This is a genomic window from Alistipes sp. UBA6068, from assembly GCF_949428155.1.
GTDB classification, from domain to species: domain Bacteria; phylum Bacteroidota; class Bacteroidia; order Bacteroidales; family Rikenellaceae; genus Alistipes; species Alistipes muris.
The window spans coordinates 1-18,946 of sequence record NZ_CASQFS010000012.1 but is presented as its reverse complement, the minus strand read 5'-3'; the positions used below and the strand labels follow the sequence as shown (position 1 = coordinate 18,946).

Annotated in this window: 21 protein-coding genes and 1 pseudogene; 12 read left to right on the top strand and 10 right to left on the bottom strand. The window is 60.6% G+C overall.

Features of this window, described 5'->3' with window-relative positions:
• Positions 1-168 precede the first annotated feature (168 nt).
• The 8 genes from rpsF (at position 169) to QVG21_RS07710 (ending at position 5,212) form a co-directional block, all read left to right on the top strand.
• Complete coding sequence (rpsF, locus tag QVG21_RS07745) at positions 169-510, top strand: 30S ribosomal protein S6 (RefSeq protein WP_251214272.1); 342 nt, start codon at positions 169-171, stop codon at positions 508-510.
• Positions 511-513: 3 nt separating this feature from the next.
• The gene (rpsR, locus tag QVG21_RS07740) at positions 514-792 is read left to right on the top strand and encodes a 30S ribosomal protein S18 (protein ID WP_018694586.1); all 279 of its coding nucleotides are present in this window, start codon (positions 514-516) and stop codon (positions 790-792) included.
• A gap of 18 nt (positions 793-810) precedes the next feature.
• Positions 811-1,251 (top strand): 50S ribosomal protein L9, encoded by a 441-nt coding sequence (gene rplI, locus QVG21_RS07735; protein ID WP_251214271.1) that lies wholly within the window; start codon positions 811-813, stop codon positions 1,249-1,251.
• Between the two features lie 133 nt (positions 1,252-1,384).
• Positions 1,385-2,689 carry a M23 family metallopeptidase gene (locus QVG21_RS07730; RefSeq protein WP_287923747.1) on the top strand — a complete coding sequence of 435 codons (1,305 nt, stop codon included), beginning with the start codon at positions 1,385-1,387 and terminating at the stop codon, positions 2,687-2,689.
• A 4-nt stretch (positions 2,690-2,693) separates the two neighbouring features.
• Positions 2,694-3,398 (top strand): 2-C-methyl-D-erythritol 4-phosphate cytidylyltransferase, encoded by a 705-nt coding sequence (locus QVG21_RS07725; RefSeq protein WP_287923744.1) that lies wholly within the window; start codon positions 2,694-2,696, stop codon positions 3,396-3,398.
• A 4-nt stretch (positions 3,399-3,402) separates the two neighbouring features.
• Positions 3,403-3,930, top strand: a complete 528-nt coding sequence (locus QVG21_RS07720; protein ID WP_287923741.1) for a PH domain-containing protein — start codon at positions 3,403-3,405, stop codon at positions 3,928-3,930.
• A gap of 291 nt (positions 3,931-4,221) precedes the next feature.
• A complete protein-coding gene (locus tag QVG21_RS07715) occupies positions 4,222-4,581 on the top strand; it encodes a fibrobacter succinogenes major paralogous domain-containing protein (RefSeq protein WP_287923738.1) in 360 nt (119 codons plus the stop codon).
• A gap of 43 nt (positions 4,582-4,624) precedes the next feature.
• Complete coding sequence (locus tag QVG21_RS07710) at positions 4,625-5,212, top strand: hypothetical protein (RefSeq protein ID WP_251215150.1); 588 nt, start codon at positions 4,625-4,627, stop codon at positions 5,210-5,212.
• Positions 5,213-5,267: 55 nt separating this feature from the next.
• On the opposite strand, the gene QVG21_RS07705 is transcribed toward QVG21_RS07710, so the two are convergent.
• Positions 5,268-5,450 carry a fibrobacter succinogenes major paralogous domain-containing protein gene (locus QVG21_RS07705; RefSeq protein WP_287923736.1) on the bottom strand — a complete coding sequence of 61 codons (183 nt, stop codon included), beginning with the start codon at positions 5,448-5,450 and terminating at the stop codon, positions 5,268-5,270.
• Positions 5,451-5,904: 454 nt separating this feature from the next.
• A complete protein-coding gene (locus QVG21_RS07700) occupies positions 5,905-7,920 on the bottom strand; it encodes a dipeptidyl-peptidase 3 family protein (RefSeq protein WP_502871766.1) in 2,016 nt (671 codons plus the stop codon).
• Between the two features lie 175 nt (positions 7,921-8,095).
• Between QVG21_RS07700 and panC the strand changes: the two genes are divergently transcribed.
• The 4 genes from panC (at position 8,096) to QVG21_RS07680 (ending at position 11,381) form a co-directional block, all read left to right on the top strand.
• On the top strand, positions 8,096-8,932 hold the full coding sequence (gene panC, locus QVG21_RS07695) for a pantoate--beta-alanine ligase (protein ID WP_251214146.1): 837 nt from the start codon (positions 8,096-8,098) through the stop codon (positions 8,930-8,932).
• Positions 8,932-9,291, top strand: a complete 360-nt coding sequence (gene panD, locus QVG21_RS07690; protein ID WP_251214147.1) for an aspartate 1-decarboxylase — start codon at positions 8,932-8,934, stop codon at positions 9,289-9,291. The genes panC and panD overlap by 1 nt, the downstream gene beginning before the upstream one ends.
• Positions 9,292-9,295: 4 nt before the next feature.
• On the top strand, positions 9,296-9,805 hold the full coding sequence (locus QVG21_RS07685) for a DUF456 domain-containing protein (protein ID WP_287923733.1): 510 nt from the start codon (positions 9,296-9,298) through the stop codon (positions 9,803-9,805).
• Between the two features lie 154 nt (positions 9,806-9,959).
• The gene (locus QVG21_RS07680) at positions 9,960-11,381 is read left to right on the top strand and encodes a BACON domain-containing protein (RefSeq protein WP_287923731.1); all 1,422 of its coding nucleotides are present in this window, start codon (positions 9,960-9,962) and stop codon (positions 11,379-11,381) included.
• 77 nt (positions 11,382-11,458) lie between these two features.
• Here QVG21_RS07680 and ahcY read toward each other — a convergent pair whose 3' ends face one another.
• The 8 genes and pseudogenes from ahcY to QVG21_RS07640 all read right to left on the bottom strand — a co-directional run.
• Positions 11,459-12,868 (bottom strand): adenosylhomocysteinase, encoded by a 1,410-nt coding sequence (gene ahcY, locus QVG21_RS07675; RefSeq protein WP_251214149.1) that lies wholly within the window; start codon positions 12,866-12,868, stop codon positions 11,459-11,461.
• Between the two features lie 3 nt (positions 12,869-12,871).
• Positions 12,872-13,237, bottom strand: coding sequence for a riboflavin kinase (locus QVG21_RS07670; protein ID WP_287923728.1), 366 nt, complete (start codon positions 13,235-13,237; stop codon positions 12,872-12,874).
• 1 nt (position 13,238) lies between these two features.
• Positions 13,239-14,345 (bottom strand): AI-2E family transporter, encoded by a 1,107-nt coding sequence (locus QVG21_RS07665; RefSeq protein WP_251214151.1) that lies wholly within the window; start codon positions 14,343-14,345, stop codon positions 13,239-13,241.
• A complete protein-coding gene (locus QVG21_RS07660; protein ID WP_251214152.1) occupies positions 14,342-15,022 on the bottom strand; it encodes a phosphatidylserine decarboxylase family protein in 681 nt (226 codons plus the stop codon). Before QVG21_RS07660 ends, QVG21_RS07665 begins: the two co-directional genes overlap by 4 nt.
• A gap of 15 nt (positions 15,023-15,037) precedes the next feature.
• Positions 15,038-15,913: a phosphatidate cytidylyltransferase gene (locus QVG21_RS07655; RefSeq protein WP_251214153.1), complete on the bottom strand. Its 876-nt coding sequence runs from the start codon at positions 15,911-15,913 to the stop codon at positions 15,038-15,040.
• 42 nt (positions 15,914-15,955) lie between these two features.
• Positions 15,956-18,151 (bottom strand): ATP-dependent zinc metalloprotease FtsH, encoded by a 2,196-nt coding sequence (gene ftsH, locus QVG21_RS07650; protein ID WP_287923724.1) that lies wholly within the window; start codon positions 18,149-18,151, stop codon positions 15,956-15,958.
• 3 nt (positions 18,152-18,154) lie between these two features.
• Positions 18,155-18,505, bottom strand: a complete 351-nt coding sequence (gene rsfS, locus QVG21_RS07645) for a ribosome silencing factor (protein ID WP_251214155.1) — start codon at positions 18,503-18,505, stop codon at positions 18,155-18,157.
• Positions 18,506-18,721: 216 nt separating this feature from the next.
• A pseudogene (locus QVG21_RS07640) lies at positions 18,722-18,946 on the bottom strand (hypothetical protein); the annotation flags it as partial.

Here is an 18,946-nt window from a genome sequence, read left to right as displayed (position 1 = left end):
TGCACTTGCTTGCTTTCTCCTCGCAGGGAATCCCTGTCCCCGCACATGATCCGTCCGTCGCTTCGCATTGTCCGACCGACATTTTTAATTCTTAATTTTTCATTTTTAATTTATTTATTCCTATCTTTGCCAGCCCGAAAAGGGGATAACTTTTTAATTCAACGTATTATGAACAATTACGAAACCGTTTTCATTGTCACGCCGGTTCTGTCCGAACAGCAGGTGCAGGAGGTGGCCGACAAATTCCAGGGTGTCATCACCGAGAACGGCGGTCAGATTGTGAACAAGGAGTCGTGGGGCCTCAAGAAGCTGGCCTACCCCATTCAGAAGAAGACCACCGGTTTCTACTTCCTCGTGGAGTTCACGGGCGAGGGCACGCTCATCAACACCCTCGAAACGCAGTATCGCCGCGACGAGCGGGTGATCCGTTTTCTGACTTTCAAGCAGGACAAGTACGCCGTCGAGTACTCGGAGAAACGTCGTGCTAAAACCACTAACAAACAGGAGTAAGCCATGGCACAGGAGAATAAAGCACAGTCCGAAATCCGCTACCTGAACCCCGTTTCGGTAGACGTCAAGAAGAAGAAATACTGCCGTTTCAAGAAGCTCGGCATCAAGTACGTCGATTACAAGGACGGCGAGTTCCTCAAGAAGTTCCTCAACGAGCAGGGCAAGATTCTGCCCCGCCGTCTGACCGGTACTTCGCAGAAGTTCCAGAAGAAGGTGGCCCAGGCCGTCAAGCGCGCCCGTCACCTCGCCATTCTGCCCTTCGTAACCGATTGCATGAAATAATTTAAGGAGGACAAGCACATGGAAGTCATTCTGAAGAAGGATATGGAGAATCTGGGCTACGCCAACGACATCGTCAACGTCAAGCCCGGTTACGCAAATAATTACCTCATTCCGCAGGGTCTGGCCACCGCCGCTACGGCTTCGGCCAAGAAGGTGCTCGCCGAGAACCTGCGCCAGCGCGCTCACAAGGACGCCAAGATTCTGGCCGACGCACAGGCTTTGGCCCAGACCATCGGCAACCTCTCGCTGTCGCTGAGCGTCAAGGCCGAGGAGGGCAAGCTCTTCGGTACCGTCACGGCCGCCGACCTGGCCGAGGCGCTCGCCGCCAAGGGCATCGAGCTCGACCGCAAGGTCATCAGCGTCGAGACCATCAAGACCGTCGGCGAGTACGAGGCTTCGGCCCGACTGCACAAGGAGGTCAAGGCCGTCATCAAATTCTCGGTTTCGGCCGCTGAATAGGTTTCGCGCCTGATTCGCAAGTGAAAAGCGCTCCGGATTCGTCCGGGGCGTTTTTTCGTTGGCCACGAAAAGCACGCGCAGGCGGCTCCGAACTTTCATTCTTCGTTTTTAATTACTACCTTTGCCTGCAAGTATGAAAACACTCCGAATATACCTCGCGGCTCTGCTGGCCCTGACGGCCGGAGCCTGCGGCCGCACTGCCTCGGATGCGGAGACCCAACGCAACATCGTCTACGGCATCGACGCCGACGCCTACCGTCTCGAAACGGGCGAAATCGGCAAGGGAGAGACCCTCAGCAAAATCCTCAACAACTACGGCATCACGGTGCGCCAGATCGACCGGCTCGACCGCTCGGCGAAAGAGATTTTCCCGCTGCGCAACATCCGGGCGGGCCACAGGTACACGGTCTTCATCCACGAAGATTCGCTCTACGCCCCGCACCTCGATTACCTCGTCTACGAAACCGACCGGACCAATTACGTGGTCTTCGGATTCCACGACGGCGACTCCGTTTCGATCCGCAAGGACACCAAGCCCACGACCCTGCGCCGCACGCAGCGTTCGGCCGTCATTTCGTCGTCGCTGTGGGGTTCCATCATGGAGCAGAACCTCCCCTATTCGCTCGCCGCCGAGATGGAGAACATCTACCAGTGGACCGTCGATTTCTTCGGCATCCAGAAGGGCGACAGCTTCACAGTCATCTACGACGAGCGGTTCATCGACGACACCGTGTCGGCTGGCGTCGACCGCATCTGGGGCGCCAAGTTCACGCAGGGCGGCAAGGAGTATTACGCCATTCCGTTCCGCCAGGGCGGTAAAATCCAGTATTGGGAGTTGGACGGCACCAGCCTGCGCAAGCAGCTGCTCAAGGCGCCGCTCAAATACACGCGCATCAGTTCCAAGTTCTCCTACGCCCGCAAGCACCCGGTTTACAAGGTCTACCGTCCCCACACGGGCGTCGACTACGCCGCACCCAAGGGTACGCCCGTCCATGCGGTGGCCGACGGCGTGGTGACGTTCAAAGGCTGGGGCGGCGGCGGTGGCAACACCCTCAAAATCAAGCATGCAGGCAACCTCGTCACGGGTTATCTCCATCTGAGCGGTTACGCCAAGGGTATTTCGCAGGGCAAGCGCGTGTCGCAGGGCCAGCTCATCGGTTACGTCGGTTCCACAGGCACCTCGACCGGCCCCCACCTCGACTACCGCATCTGGCGCAACGGCACCCCCATCGACCCGCTGAAGATTCCGCAGAAGCCCGCCGAGCCCATCGCCAAGAAAAACCGCGCAGCGTTCGAGTTCGTCCGCGACCGGATTCTCGCCGAGTTGAACGGCGAACTTCCCGAGGAGGAGCGCATCACACAGCTCGATTCCATCGTCATTCCGGCTCCCGTGCCGCCTGCACAGCCCGCCGGAGCGGCCGCAGAGCCCAAGAAATAGCGCCATGGAGCGGGTCGGGGTCATCATCGTGGCGGGAGGTGCCGGAACGCGTTTCGGCGGCCGCATCCCCAAGCAGTTCGCGCTGCTCGGCGGTGAGCCCGTGTTGGCCCGCACGATAGGCAGCTTCGCCAAGGCGTTGCCGGGAGCTCCCATCGTCGTGGTGCTTCCTGCCGCCCATATCGAGTTTTGGCACAACCTGTGCGCGCGTTTCGACGTGGCGCCCCACACCGTCGCCGAGGGCGGAGAGGAGCGGTTTTTCTCCGTTCGCAACGGGCTCGCGGCGCTCCCGGACGACGTCGGGCTGATTGCCGTGCAGGACGGGGTGCGGCCCCTCGCTTCGTCCAAGCTCATCCGCCGCACGGCCGCCGCGGCCGCCGAGCACGGCACCGCCGTTCCGGTCGTCGAGCCTGCCGATTCTTACCGCCAGACGGACGGCACCGTCTCGCACGCCGTCGACCGCCGCCGCCTGCGCATCGTCCAGACGCCGCAGATTTTCCGCGCGGGACTCCTGCGCGAAGCCTACGGCGCCGACTACCGCCCGGAGTTCACCGACGACGCATCGGTGGTCGAAACGGCGGGGCACAGCATCTGTCTGTGCGACGGGGAGCGGCAGAACCTCAAGATTACGACCCCCGAAGATTTCGCCGTGGCCGAAACCCTGCTGGCGGCCCGCGAAGAGAACGCCTACGAACGACTGCCCGAAAAATAGCACCATGCAAAGCACCTACAAATACCGTTTCGACCGCAACACGCTCTATTGGACGCTCGTCTACTGGATCGTCTTCGCCCTGCTGGGCGGCGGTCTGTTCTATCTCTACGAGGGAGGGTACCTCTCGGCGTGGTTCACGTCGTTCATCGTGGCACTGATTGCGTTGATGGCCCTTTCGATTCCGCGCAAAATCGTCGTCACCGACCAATCGGTCCAGGTGCGCTGCCTGCTGGACATCACCGAAATAAACCGCAGCGAAATCGCGGCTGTGCGCAAGGTCAGCACAGCTCACATGAAGTGGATAGTGCCCGTGTTCGGCGGTTTCGGCTTCTTCGGCTACTACGGCCATTTCATCGACCTGCGGCGCTTCGAGCGGGTGCGGGTCTACGCCACGGAATGGCGCAATTTCGTGGAAATCGTCGACATCTACGAAGACAAGCTCTACGTGTCGTGCAGCGACGCCGACCGCCTGGTGGCCGAGCTGACCCCTCCCGGCGGCAACCGCCCCGTAGACGACGATGAGGACGAATAGGCGTCCCGGCTTTCCATCCGATAAAAAACAGCCTCCGACCCGGAATGGCATGGGCTACGGTTCATTCAAGCCCCTTTTCCTGCCCCGGCAGGTCCGAACGGCTTCGGTCTGCCGGCGGCTCGCCGAAAAGGTGCGCGCCAGCGTGGTCCGGCAGATTCAGCAATCCGCTGGCAGTGTTGTTGTTGAAACGTTTTAGCACCGTTGCTAAAACGTTACGTATGCCGTCAGTTATTCATTCCTGTCTGACAGGAAACTTGGGTTAATGAATAATTAACAATGAATAGTGAATAATTGCTTTTTCATGTCTTTGCCAATTATTCCCTATTAACTATTCATTATTCATTTTTTCTGTCATTCATCCGAGCGATTGCTTCAGCGCCTGCTGCGGGCTACCGCTTCGAGACGACGGGTGCCCTGACACACGTCGGCGAGTGGGGCCTCTGCTGGTCCTCGTCGTCCTATGCCGCAGGCCAGCTCGGCTCGGGCTATCTGAACCTGAACGCGGACAACGTGAACCCGCTCAACCATGGCCGCCGGGCATCGACCCTCTCCGTGCGCTGCGTCCAGCATCTGCGGGCTGTTTTTTATCTTTTTCAGCGTCCGAAGCAAAAAAAATCGGGGGGGGGAACAACATTGCAAAATATCGCTTAACTTTGTGGATGTGCAGGTTGCACGAAACCAAAACCCAAATCCTATGAAAAAACTTTTCTTCCTGATGGCTTTCGCGGCCATGGCGTGGGGGGGGGAGATTTCCGCGGTTAAGGCGCAGTCCCTCGAACCCGAATTCGAGGGCGAAGTGGTCGCCGTATTCCCCGACGGCACGTCCGGCAAACTCGAAAAACACACCGTCCGCATCAAGACCGGCGCCGGAGTCTACATCGCCGGATTCGCCGCGGCCAAGCAAAAGACCAAGGTCGTCATCGACGGCGGCACCGCAAGCGTACGCATGGACGGCAGCCAGCCCGTCGAACTGATCGTCCGGGCCAAGGACAACAAGGCCGACCCGATGTCGATCGTGCGCGTGTTCCGCATGAAAGCCACGCCCAAGAACCGTTCGGCCGTCATTTCGGCCGTCGGCACTTTCAACGTGCAGAGCAACACGCTCGACTTCCTGCCTTTCACGGCCAAGAAATACGGCGAAAGCAGCTATCGTCTTTCGTTCGCGACCCGTCCCACGGGCGAGTACGGCGTCATCGTCTCGAACCCCAACAACGTGGACGAGAAGATGGTCATCGTCTCGACGTTCGCCATCGACAACGGTTCGGACCCCAAGAAGAAATAGCGGTTCCGCTGCGACGCAAGAAAGGCGTACCTCCATTGTGGGAGGTACGCCTTTGTCATTGTAAAAAGCAGCCGCACAGATGCTGGACGCAGCGCACGGAGAAGCCGTAAGCACGGTTATTGTTGTTCAGCGGGTTGACGACGCTGGAATTGAAGCCCAGGTTGCCCGCGCTGGCGCTGCCTGCGAGGTAGGACGACGAAGACCAGTAGTCACCGTTCGCGCCGACATTCATATTCATGCAAGTTTTCTCGCCTCGGCACAGCTCGTGCAAGCACAGCTCTGCCCTCGGCTTATCGAAAACATTCGTCAAGGCTCCCGACTCACGGTGGCGGTAGCCCGCAGCAGGCGTATGCCAGCAATCGCTGGAATGAATGACAGAAAAAATGAATAATGAATAGTTAATAGGGAACAACTGGCAAAGACATAAGAAAGCCAATTATTCACTATTCATTAACCCAAGTTTTCTGCCAGACTGGAATGAATAACTGGCAGCGTATCCGGAACGTTTTCGATAAGCCGAGTACAAAGCCAAGTTTACCTGAGCTATGCCGAGGCGAGAAAACCTGCCCGAAAAGGAACGTTTCAACTGTTTGCTAAAACGTTTCAACAACAACACTGCCAGCGGATTGCTGAATCTGCGGCCGCGCTGGCGGGAGCCGTAACCCACCGCCATTCCGGGCGCAGGCTGCTTTTTAGTTTTTCAGCGGCAGGAACGAATAATTCGTCGAATAGTCCATCATCTGGGCGGCGTAGTCGGTCGGGTAAACAATCTTCACGTCGACCACCTTGCCGTCGCGCTCGACCAATTCGTAGTCGGGATTGAGGAACCCGCCGTAGGGTTCGATGCCCAGCCCGTAGTAGCGTTCGCGGACCTCTGCATGCAGTTCGGGGTCGACCGCCACGGCATATCGCTCGACCAGCGCGCGCCCGGCTTCATAGTCGCCCTCGGACTTGATGCGCTGGATTTCGCGGAGCATCTCGCCGAAAAGCGCGCGCAGTTTCACGAAGTCGTTGACCACAACGTAGCGCTTGCCGTTTTCCTCGACCCATTCGATCACGTTGTCGGCCTTGCCACGCTCGTAGCACCACTCGCAAATCAGCTTGCGGTTGCGCATGTGCGCCTCCTCGACGTTCTTGCCCGGCTCGATGCGCGCCAGCTGGGTCATCATGCCGTTCATGATATACTTGGCATAGCCTGCCCACGCCACGTCGAGCGAGGGAATCAGTCCGAGTTCCACCATCTTGGGGTCGCCTAAGTAGTAGAGCCCGAACAGGTCGGCGCGGGTCTCTTCGAGGGTCGAACCGTAGCTTTTGAGCTCGCCGCCCGAAACGCCCGGCGCCAGCTGACCCGAACCGTGGCCCAGACACTCGTGGAGGTCGGTGTGGAGGTCATCGGCCAGCTTGCCGTAGCGCTCCATGCGGTCGCGGTCGTCGGCACGCAGCACGAATTCTTCGTTGAAGCCGTTGCCGTGGGCCGCCATGTCGTAGGCATAGGTGATGTTGTCGATGGTCACCGACTTCGAGCCGTACTCCTTGCGTATCCAGTCGGCGTTGGGCAGGTTGATGCCGATGGGGGTGGCCGGGTAGCAGTCGCCGCCGAGCATCGCCACGGTGATGACCTTGGCCGAGACGCCGCGGACCTCCTTCTTCTTATACTCGGGTGCGGCGGGCGAATGGTCCTCGAACCACTGGGCGTTCTCCGAGATGATTTCGGTGCGGCGGCACGCCTCGGTGTCCATGAAGTTCACATTGGCCTCCCACGAAGCCTTGCGGCCCAGCGGATCGCCGTAGTCCTCGATGAAGCCGTTGACGAAATCGACGTGCGAAAGCGTGTCGCGGACCCAGCGGATGTTGTACTCGTCGAACTTCTTCAGGTCGCCCGTGCGGTAATACTCCACCAGCGCCGCGATGGTCGATTTCTGCGGTTCGGCAGCCACGGCCTGCGCCTTTTCGAGCCAGCCGACAATGCGTTCGATGGCGGGCGAATACATGCCGCCGACTTTCCACACCCGTTCGTAAAGGCGTCCGGACGCGTCCTTGGCCAACTGCGAATTGAGCCCGTAGGAAACCGGCTCCGGATTGCCCGCGTCGGCGGCCGCCATTGCGGCGTAGAACTTCTCGGCCTCGGCCTGCGAAACCCCGCAGTAATAGTTGCTCGACGAAGTGAGCAGCAGATCGTCGCCCGCCCGCTGGTTGAGCCGCGTCGGGTAGGCCGCAGGGTCGAAAATGGCCGTGCAGACCTCGCCGCGCAGGGCGTTCAGTTCGTCGCCGAACCGCTCCTCGGGGATGGTCTCGATGACCGACAGCAGATACTCCTCGGTGAACTCCGGGGTGAACTTGTCGTTGGAATAGTGGTGGTGGATGCCGTTGGCGAACCACACCTTTTTGAGGTATTTTTCGAGCGCCTGCCACTCGGCCGTCGAACGGTCGCCCTCGAAGTGCTCATAGACGGTCTCCAAGGTCCGGCGCACGGGCAGGTTGGCCGGGCAGTTCTGGTCGAAAAGGATGTCGCGGCCGCACTTGGCAGCTTCGGCAAGATAGAAGACCAACTCCTTCTGTTCGAGCGGAAGTTCCTCGAATCCGGGGACCTCGTAGCGGATCACCTTCACGTCGTCGAAACGGTCGACGATCCACGGCTTGTCGCCCTGCTGCGTGCCGCACGAAGCGAACATAATGGCGGAAAATGACATAAGTGCGATTTTTTTCATGTCGGTTCGGGTTTGTTAACGTGCGAAGATAGCAAAAATCCGGCAAAAGCAGCCCCGACCCGCCGCACAAAAACACCCGCCCGGCGACGGCGAAGCACGGATTTTTAATTCTTAATTTTTCATTTTTAATTATCTTTCCTACCTTTGCCCCGCAACCCGCTTCAAAAGCAGAAAAATGAAGATCCATACGAGCGTCGAAGCATTCCGCGCAGAGCTGGACAAGGCCGGAGCCGCAGGCATCGGATTCGTCCCGACGATGGGCGCCCTGCATGCCGGGCACCGTTCGCTGGTGGAACGTGCGCGCCGCGAAAACGACACGGTGGCGGTGAGCGTATTCGTCAACCCCACGCAGTTCAACGACAAGAACGACCTGCGGCGCTACCCCCGCACTCCCGAAGCCGATGCGCGGCTCCTGGAAGAAGCGGGCGCCGACCTGGTGCTGATGCCGTCGGTCGAGGAGATATACCCCGAACCCGACACGCGGCAGTTCGACTTCGGACAAATCGACAAGGTCATGGAGGGCGCCACGCGTCCGGGCCATTTCAACGGCGTGGCGCAGGTGGTCAGCCGCCTGTTCGACATCGTGCGGCCCGCCCGCGCCTACTTCGGCGAAAAGGATTTCCAGCAGATAGCCGTCATCCGGGCCATGGTCGCGCAGCTGAAACTCCCGGTCGAGATCGTCGAATGCCCCATTGTCCGGGACGCCGACGGACTGGCCCTCTCCTCGCGCAACCAGTTGCTCGATCCTGCGCACCGCGCCGCAGCGCCGCATATCTACGCCACGCTCCGGGCCGCCGCCGAACAATCGCACTCGCTGCCGCCCGCCGAGCTGAAAGCGTGGGTCACGGCCGAAATCGAGCGCAATCCGCTGCTCGAAGTCATCTACTACCAGTCGGTCGACGCCCTGACGATGCAGGAAGTCGCCGCATGGGACGACGCGCCCCGCATCCAGGGCTGCATAGCCGTGCAGGCCGGCCCGATCCGTCTGATAGACAACATCCGAATCCGATAATGAAATTCCAGATCGAAGTCATCAAATCGAAAATCCACCGGGTGCGGGTCACGCAGGCCGACCTCAACTACGTGGGAAGCATCACCATCGACGAGGCGCTCCTCGAAGCGGCCAACATCATCGAGGGCGAAAAGGTCCAGATCATGGACATCGACAACGGCGAACGCTTCGAGACCTACGTCATCAAGGGCGAACGCGACAGCGGCTGCATCTGTCTGAACGGCGCCGCGGCCCGCAAGGTGCAGGTGGGCGACGTGGTCATCATCGCCTCCTATGCGCAGATGGATTTCGAGGACGCCAAGCAGTTCCGGCCGTGGATCGTCTTCCCCGACACGGCGACCAACCGACTGATCGGATAGCGGCATGGACATCCTGCTCTCATTCCTCGCCCTGCTGCTCTCGGTGGTCGGCATCGTCGGGTGCATCGTCCCGGCCATCCCGGGCGTCATCGTCAGCTACGTCGGTCTGCTCTGCGCATGGGGCGCCTCCTACTCGCAGTTCTCGGGCTCGGCCATGCTCATCTGGCTGGCCGTCACGCTGGCCGTCACCCTCTCCGACTATTTTCTGCCCGGCTGGATGACCCGCCGCTTCGGCGGTTCGCGCGCGGGCTCCATCGGCGCCACGGTGGGCGTCTTCGCAGGGCTTTTCTTCGGGCCCGTGGGCATCATCGCCGGACCGTTCGTCGGTGCCGTAGCGGGCGAACTGCTCAACGACCGCAGCGATTCGGCCAAGGCGTTCCGCGTGGGCATCGGTTCGTTCCTGGCGTTCATCGTCGGGACGGGGCTCAAGCTCGTCGCCTGCATCGCCATGCTGGCCCTTGTCGTCGCCGACATCTGGGCGCCGTTCAAGGAATGGGCGGCCGGGTTGTTCTGAATCCGGCAAGCACTGAAAACACCGGATTTCCCCAACAGAAAGACCTTTTTAGCGATAAAAGAGCTATATTTGTAGGACAAACTTCTTTTAATCCTAAAAAGATGAAAAACGTAAAATTGCTCATCGCAATGCTCGCCACCGCAGCGGTAGCGGCTTGCACCGACGCTCCCGACGCGGGGGGGGGAATTCAGTCCTAATCGACGCCTCGCAGCTCAATCCTACATTCACGGCCGCACCCGGCTCCCGGACCATCGGCTTCACGGCGCTCGAACCGTGGACGGCGACCCTCGAAGAGACCACCCGCACCGCACCCGACTGGGTCGAACTGGACAAATACGCAGGCGACGCGGGCGAAGTCTCGATTACCATTTCGATCCTCCAGGAAAACACCTCCGACCAGGCGCGTCATGCGCAGCTCACCATCCTCAGCGGCGACAGCCGGGTGACTGTCCGAATCGAACAGCAGGGCGCCGGCGATCCGGAGAATCCGGACGACCCCGACAAACCGGAAAATCCCGACAAACCAACTCCTGCCGACATCAAGTATGTCGACCGCATCGCCTATCTGCTGGTCGACAACCGCGAAGAACCGGAGATGCGGCTAAGCTCCTCGCAGGCATTCAAGTACGACGACCGCAACCGGGTGGTCGAAATCGTCGAAGACTACGACTTATCGGAGAAAGACAAGGGCACGCACCGCTACCGTCTGGACTACACCACAGCAGGCCAACTCACCGTGACTGAAAGCGATGTCATGGAGAGCGGCGACGAAATTCTGAACAAAATCGCCGCCACGCTCGACGAAAAGGGCCGCATCACCGAAGCGACCACGACCTGCTACTACGACACACCCTTTCTTTCGGCCAAGGAGATCTGCACCTACGACAGCGAGGGACGCATCGGCGGCTGGCTCACCCAATATTCCCGCCTGAGCGACGGCAATCTCGACACCCACAGCGAAAACAAGTTCTTCTACAACGCCGAGGGGATGCTGACCCGCTACACCTACTACGACAGCTATGACAACGAGAGCTGGGAAGAAGAGTTCCCGGCCGCCCAATTCTACCCCAACCGCATCGCCAATGACAAGTCGAACCTCGACTTCACGTTCTATGCGTTAGCGGGTGCCATCGACGAACTCGAAGACCCGCAGGTGCTGTTCACGCTGCTGCGTCTGACAGGCGGCGGCTTCGGCAAATACCTGCCCGAAAAAATGCAGAATCCCGACGATGACAAGGAAATGGCGGGTAATCCCGAGGGCTGGGATACGCCCAACGTGACGGTCCACAAATCCCGCACTTACACCGAATCCACGCTCGGAGAAGACGCCCGCCCGGCCCTTGACGTCGCGACCGACACCGACGGCTGCATCACGCAGATAGCCTGCAAAATGCCCTATGCGGAATACCGCCACGAATACGACATCGTAGTGGGCAGCGAACTGCTTCGCGAGGAGATGAACGACCCCGATTTCCCGGAATGGCAGAAACGCTACAAATACGAAATCCGGAACGAAACAACGACCAAGCTGCGTGACATCGTCAACCCGGTGACCATCGACATCACCTACCGCTAAACGGCCTGCCGCCGAACGCATTCGGGGCGCTCTTGCTATAAGAGCGCCCCGATTCTTTGCCCACCTTTCACCGTAGCTCAATACCGGTAGTGGTCGGCCTTGAAAGGTCCCTCCTCGGGCACGCCGATATAGTCGGCCTGCTTCTTGGTCAGGTGCGTGAGCTCGACCCCGAGGTTGTCCAGGTGGAGCCGCGCCACCTCCTCGTCGAGGTGCTTGGGCAGCCGGTAGACGCCCACCTCCAGCTTCTTCTGCCACAGCTCCATCTGTGCCAAGCACTGGTTCGTGAAGGAGTTCGACATGACGAACGACGGGTGGCCCGTAGCGCATCCGAGGTTGACCAGCCGCCCCTCGGCAAGGATGAAAATCGAATGGCCGTCGGCAAAGGTGTATTTGTCGACCTGCGGCTTGATATTGGTCTTGCGGGCGCCCGACTTTTCGAGCCGCGCCATCTGTATCTCGTTGTCGAAGTGGCCGATGTTGCAGACAATGGCCTGGTCGCGCATCCGCTCCATATGCTCCAGCGTGATGATGTCGCAGTTGCCCGTGCAGGTGACGAAGATGTTGCCCTCGGCCAGCGCGCTCTCGACGGTCTTGACCTCGAAACCCTCCATGGCCGCCTGCAAGGCGCAGATGGGGTCGATTTCCGTGACGATGACCCGCGCGCCGTACGAACGCATCGACCGCGCACAACCCTTGCCGACGTCGCCGTAGCCGCACACCACAACCACCTTGCCCGCTATCATGACGTCCGTAGCGCGCTTGATGCCGTCGGCCAACGATTCGCGGCAGCCGTAGAGGTTGTCGAACTTCGACTTGGTGCACGAATCGTTGACGTTGATGGCCGGAACGAGCAGTTCGCCCGCTTCCTGCATCTGATAGAGCCGATGCACGCCCGTGGTGGTCTCCTCGCTCACGCCGCGCCACTCGGCCACGGTGCGGTGCCATTTCCGGGAGTCCTCGGCCAGCAGCTGCCGGAGCGTGTCGAGGATGACCTCCTCCTCGTAGGACGAGGGAGCGTAATCGAGCGTCGAAGCGTCCTTTTCGGCCTTGTAACCCTTGTGAATCAGCAAGGTAGCATCCCCGCCGTCATCGACGATCAGCTGCGGCCCCTTGCCGTCCGGGAACGACAGCGCCATGGCAGTGCACCACCAATATTCGGGCAGCGTCTCCCCTTTCCACGCGAAGACCGGAACCCCCGCAGCGGCGATGGCGGCGGCGGCATGGTCCTGGGTCGAGAAGATGTTGCACGAACACCAGCGCACCTCGGCGCCCAGCTCGACGAGCGTCTCGATCAGCACGGCGGTCTGGATGGTCATGTGGAGCGAACCCATGATGCGCACCCCCTTGAGCGGTTTCTGCGGGCCGTACTTGCGGCGCACGGCCATCAGACCGGGCATCTCGTATTCGGAAATCGCGATCTCCTTGCGTCCCCATTCGGCCAGCGACATGTCGGCGACCTTGTAGGGCAATGTAGTATCCAAAAACATGGTTTATCGTAGTTTTAATATGTATTCCTTGTCCTTTGCGATTTGTGCGCGCAGTTCTTCGACCGAGGCGAAACGCCGCTCGTCGCGGATTTTCCGCCACAGCACCACGGTCATCCGCCTGCCGTAGAGCGAGCCCCCGAAACCGAACAGATGGGTTTCGAGCCGCCGTTCGCATCCGCCGACCGAGGGGTTGCACCCCAAATTCGACATGGCGCGGTAACGCACCCCGTCGACCTCGGCCCACGAAGCATAGACCCCGTCTTCGGCCGCCACCTCCCCTTGGGCGGAGAGGTTGGCCGTGGGGAATCCCAGCTCGCGGCCGAGCCTGCGTCCGGGCACGACAATTCCCTCGATCCGCACCGGCTCCATGTCAGATATTCTCGGTGAGTTTGCGCACCAGCGCGAACTGCGAAAAGAACTCCTTGGCGAAGACGCGCAGCACGGTATAGGAGGGGATGGCCAACAGCATGCCCAGAATTCCGGCCAGCGACCCGGCGACGAGGATGACCAGAAAGACCTCCAGCGGATGGGCCTTGACGCGCTCCGAATAGAGCGTCGGCTGAAGCACGAAATCGTCCATACCCTTGATCACCAGCAGCGTGGCGGCGATGACGAACGCCGTATGGCCCACGCTCGTCCCGGCAATGGGAGTGACGATGCCGACGAAGACCGAAATCACGCCGCCGATGAGCGGCCCGGCATAGGGCACGACGTTCATGACCCCCATGACCAGCCCGATGAAAAAGGCGTCGGCGGCGGCCATTCCGAAGGCCATCATCGCCAGCGACACGGCGAACATCAGGAGCAGGCTTTCGGCCAGAATCCCGGTGAAGTAGCGCCCCAGCAAGAGAGTGACGGAATCGAGCGCGCGGGTGATGTTCAGGCGGTAACGCTCGGGAAAAATGGCGGTGACCATCCTGTAAAACAAGTCGTCTTCCTTGAGAAAGAAGAACGTGATGAACGAAATCGAGAAGACGGCGATGACCGACGAGAAGACCATGCCGAGCACCGACGAAAAGAAATCGTTGAGCGAATCGAGGTCGACCAGCCTGCGCAGCATGGCGGTAAGCTCCTCGGAGAGCGAAAACGAACTTTCGGGCAGGGCGAACAGCTCCTGCAAGTTGTGCTGTGCCCGGGCGACGGGCTCGCCGATGCTGTTGATGACCATGCCGAAATCGACGTCGGCCAACTGATTTATCTTATTGAAAACCAGCGGTACGAAGAGCGAACACAGCACGGCGGCCACCGTCCAGATGACCAGGAGCGTCACCAGCGCCGCCAACGCACGCGGCACTTTCCACTGCCGCACGTGCAGCGCCGCCAGCCGCTTGACCAACGGGCGCCCCATGACCGCCAGCACCGCCGACACGAGGATATAAACCACTATCGACGAGAAGTACCACACCAGAAAGAGCACCGCCGCCGCAATGGCCGCCCCGGCCAGGAACTTCAGAAAGGTCTGCGGAGTAGCCGTCATGCCTCGGACTTTTTGGGCAGCCGCGCGATGGGGGTCTGCGAACCGACGGTCGGGTCGCCTATCCCGACGAGCAGCTCGCTGTTCTTGGGAACCAGCACGTCGACCCGCGAACCGAATTTGATGAAACCGCAGACGCTGTTCTGCTCGACCTTGTGGCCCACCTCCATGTAGGAGACGATGCGCCGCGCGATAAGCCCCGCAATCTGCCGGAACAGCACCCGCTGGCCCGAAGCCATGCGCACCACGGTGGTGGTCCGCTCGTTCTCGGTCGACGACTTGGGATGCCACGCCACGAGGAAACGGCCGGGATGGTACTTGTAGTACTCCACCTCGCCGCCCACGGGCACCCAGTTCATGTGGACGTTGGTAATCGACATGAAGATCGAAATCTGCAGCATCTCCTCGCGGAGGTATTCATTTTCGCGGACCACCTCGGTCACCACCACGCGGCCGTCGCAGGGAGCGAACACCAGGTCGGCATCGTGGATGCGCACGCGCCGCGGTTCGCGGAAGAACGCCACGATGAAAAACCAGAACAACAGCAGGAATATCGTGCTGCACCACAGAAGCGTAGTTGCCGCGTCGCTGACCAGCAACCGGTAGAACAGCCACCAAATCAAGAGGCAGACCAGCCCCGAGACGAAGATGATTTTGTAACCTTCCTTATTGATTTTCATGGGATACGAGAGGGTTTAGCAGACAAGTAACTCGATGCCGAGCGCCCAGCGGCAGAACAGCAGGTATATCAGTGCGAAAGGAGCCGACAGCAGCACCGCGTCGAAACGGTCGAGCACCCCGCCGTGGCCGGGAATCGAACGGCCGGAATCCTTGACCCCGGCGGCGCGCTTGAACATCGACTCGGTCAGGTCGCCCAACACACCCGTCGCGGCGACGACCAGCGCCAGACCTCCCCAGGCCCACAGGTTGCCGCCGAACAGCCAACCCGCCGCAATGCCCACGGCGACCGCTCCGGCCAGCCCGCCGAAGAATCCTTCCCACGACTTTTTGGGCGACAGCCGCTCGAAAAGCCGGTGACGGCCCAGCGCCATCCCCACCAGATAGGCGAATACGTCGTTGGCCCAAATGATGCACAGATAGGCCACCGCAATCCACGGGCTCCATCCGGCGGCCGCGGAGACCGCCAGCGACGAAACCAGCCAGCCGAAGCAGACCAGCGGCACGGCCACGTAGCAGATGCCCAGCAAGGTCGTTCCCACCGAAGCCACCGGGTCGGCGTTCTTGCGGTAGAGTTCGCAAATCAGCATGGCAGGCACCGACAGCAGGAGCGGCGCTCCGACAGCGGCGAGCCACCAGTCGCCGAACGCTTTCGGAGCGTCGGGGATGACAGGCAGATAAAACAGGCAGAAAAGGAGCAGACCCAGTACGGTACCCAAAGCACGCTGCGGCCGGGCCCCCTTGGCCGCGGCCAGCGCATAGAATTCGAGCATTCCGCCCACAAGCAGCACCGCCAGCAGGAGGCCGAAACTGATCGGCGACCAAACGACGGCACCCAGCATCACAGCGACCAGCACAAGGCCGCTGAGCGTTCGCACCGCAAGGTTTTTCATTTTATCGTTCATAGGTTCGGTCGGGTTGAAAGGCTGTTGCGACTATTCGGAATCGGAGGTCCCGGCACCCTTGGTGTTCGTGGCGCTCTTGGTGCTCTTGGGACGCCGCCCCCGCTTGGGCTTGCCGTCCGTTGTTGGGGCAGAGGTCCGGGCCGTTCCGGACGCCTCGGAGGCTTTGGACGCGCGCCGCCTGCGGGCAGGCTTCGGCGCTTCGGCCGTCGGTTTCCCCGCTGTTTCTCCGGTCGATTTCGCAAACGCCGGAGCCGCCGAAACCTTGGATTCGGCTCTCTTGGCGGCGGCTTCCGCTTCGCGGCGCTCGCGCTCGATATCCTTCTTGCGTTTGCCGAAAATCCGCTCGACGTCCTCGGTGAAGACCACTTCGCGGTCCAACAGCAGTTCGGCCAGCTGTTTCAGCCCGTCGGCGTGTTCGCGCAGCACCTTTTCGGCCATCTTGTAGGCGCGGTCGATGAGCAGCCGCGCTTCGACGTCTATCTGCTGGGCGGTCAGGTCGGAATAGGGCTTGGTCAGCGCCATGTCGCTCTGGCCCGTCGAATCGTAGAACGACAGGTTGCCGACCGCCTCGCTCATGCCGTAGTAGGCCACCATCGCATAGGCCTGCTTGGTCACCCGCTCCAGGTCGTTGAGCGCCCCGGTCGACACATGGCCGAACGTCAGCTGCTCGGAGACGCGCCCGCCCAGCGTGGCGGCCAGCTCGTCCATCAGTTGCTCGCGCGTGGTAATCTGCCGCTCCTCGGGCAGGTACCAGGCGGCGCCCAGCGCCTTGCCGCGCGGGATGATCGTCACCTTGATAAGGGGGCTGGCATTTTCCAGAATCCAGCTCACCGTGGCGTGGCCGGCTTCGTGGTAGGCGATGGTCCGCTTCTCCTCGTCGGTGATTATCTTGTTCTTGCGCTCCAGCCCGCCGATGATGCGGTCGATGGCGGCCAGGAAATCCTCCTTGCCGATGAATTTCTTGTTGTGCCGCGCGGCTATCAGCGCCGCTTCGTTGCAGACGTTGGCGATGTCGGCGCCCGAGAATCCGGGGGTCTGCCGCGCCAGGAAACCGCGGTCGAGCGCCGGATCGAGCTTGAGCGGCCGCAGGTGGACCTCGAAAATCTCCTCGCGCTCGCGCACGTCGGGCAGCCCGACCTCTATCTGACGGTCGAAACGCCCGGCACGCATCAGCGCCTTGTCCAGGATGTCGGCACGGTTCGTCGCCGCGAGGACGATCACCCCGGTGTTAGTCTGGAAGCCGTCCATCTCGGTGAGCAGCTGGTTGAGCGTGTTCTCGCGCTCGTCGTTGCCCGAGAACCCGGCGTTCTTGCCGCGGGCCCGGCCGATGGCGTCGATTTCGTCGATGAAGACGATGCAGGGGGCTTTCTGCTTGGCCTGCTCGAAAAGGTCGCGGACACGCGACGCCCCCACCCCGACGAACATTTCGACGAAGTCGGAGCCCGAAATCGAGAGGAACGGCACATTGGCCTCCCCGGCCACGGCTTTGGCCAGCAGGGTCTTACCCGTTCCCGGAGGGCCCACAAGCAACGCCCCTTTGGGTATCTTGGCACCCAACTCCTTGTATTTGTCGGCTTTCTTGAGGAAGTCGACGATTTCCATGATTTCGACCTTGGCTTCCTCCAGCCCGGCCACGTCCTTGAAAGTAATGGGCCGCGCATTGTTCTTGTCGAAAACCTGCGCCCGGGCCTTGCCCACGTTCATGATGCCGCCGCCCGCACCGCCTCCGGCACCGCGCGACATGGAACGCATCAGGAAGAACCACACGGCGATAATGAGCACCCACGGCAGCAGGTTGACCAGAATGCCGGTCCACTCGCCCGAACGGGTTTCGTAGACCACCGGAACGGAGTGTCCCGACGTCTGTTCGACGGCGCGCAGGTCCTCGCGGAACGAATCGACCGACGGAATGGTGAAGGTCAGATGCGGCCCCTCCACGGGCAGCCGACGGTACAACTTGGCCGAATCGGTCCGGTAACGGTCGGCGGCTGTTTCCGCCAGGAAGACCTCGGCCTTGTCGCGGTTGATGACCCGGATTTTCTCGACCTCGCCCTGGCCGACCATCCGTTCGACGGCCGTCCACTCCGACGGCAGCGGCGTGTCGCTGCTCTCGCCGAAAAGGTACCACCCGAAGATGGCCGCCCCGATCACTCCGTAGACCCACCAGATCGTCGGACGCGGCAGCCCCGCAGGTCTCTTTTTATGCTGATTGTTCTTCTGTGCCATAACCTATTCTTCGTACTCGTGACGGGTCAGCGGAGCGTCGGCCCACAGCTCTTCCAACCGATAGAATTCGCGCAGCTCGGTCTGGAAGATGTGCACCACCACGTCCACATAGTCCATGGCAATCCACACGGCCGACTGCTGCCCCTCGACGCGCCAGACCTTTTCGCCCAGCTCCTGCTGCACCTTCTCCTCGATGCCGTCGGCGATGGCCGCGACCTGCGTCGTAGAATCGGCGTTGCAGACCACGAACGCCGAACAGATGGCCCCGTCGAAACCCGAGAGGTCCAACGATACAATATTCTTACCCTTTTTATCTTCAATCGCGCTGACGATCGTCCCGATGAGTTTCTCCATAAAATTATGCGGAATATCAATTTTGCAAAGATACGAATAAGTGAGAGCAAAAGCAAACGATAGTTTGATTATGCCGAGACAGAGTATCTTCGGCGAAGCCAAAGACAGGAAGAAGAATCCCCGATCCGGCATCTAAGGCGGTTCGCAGCGGCATAAGGCGCCGCACTTCGCTTTTCGCCTTTCACCTCTCGCTTTTTAATTTTCACTTTTCACCTCTCACCTTTCACTTTGATAAAGGGGCAGCCGCAGATGCTGGACGCAGCGCACGGAGAGACCGTTCGCACGGTTGGTGTTGTTCAGCGGGTTCACGAGGTCCGATTTGAAGATCAGACGACCCGCGTTGAGACTGCCCGCGCAGTAGGACGACGAAGACCAGGAACTGCCCTCGACGCCGATGCCGCCCAAGGCTCCCGTCTCACGGTTGCGGAAGCCCGCAGCAGG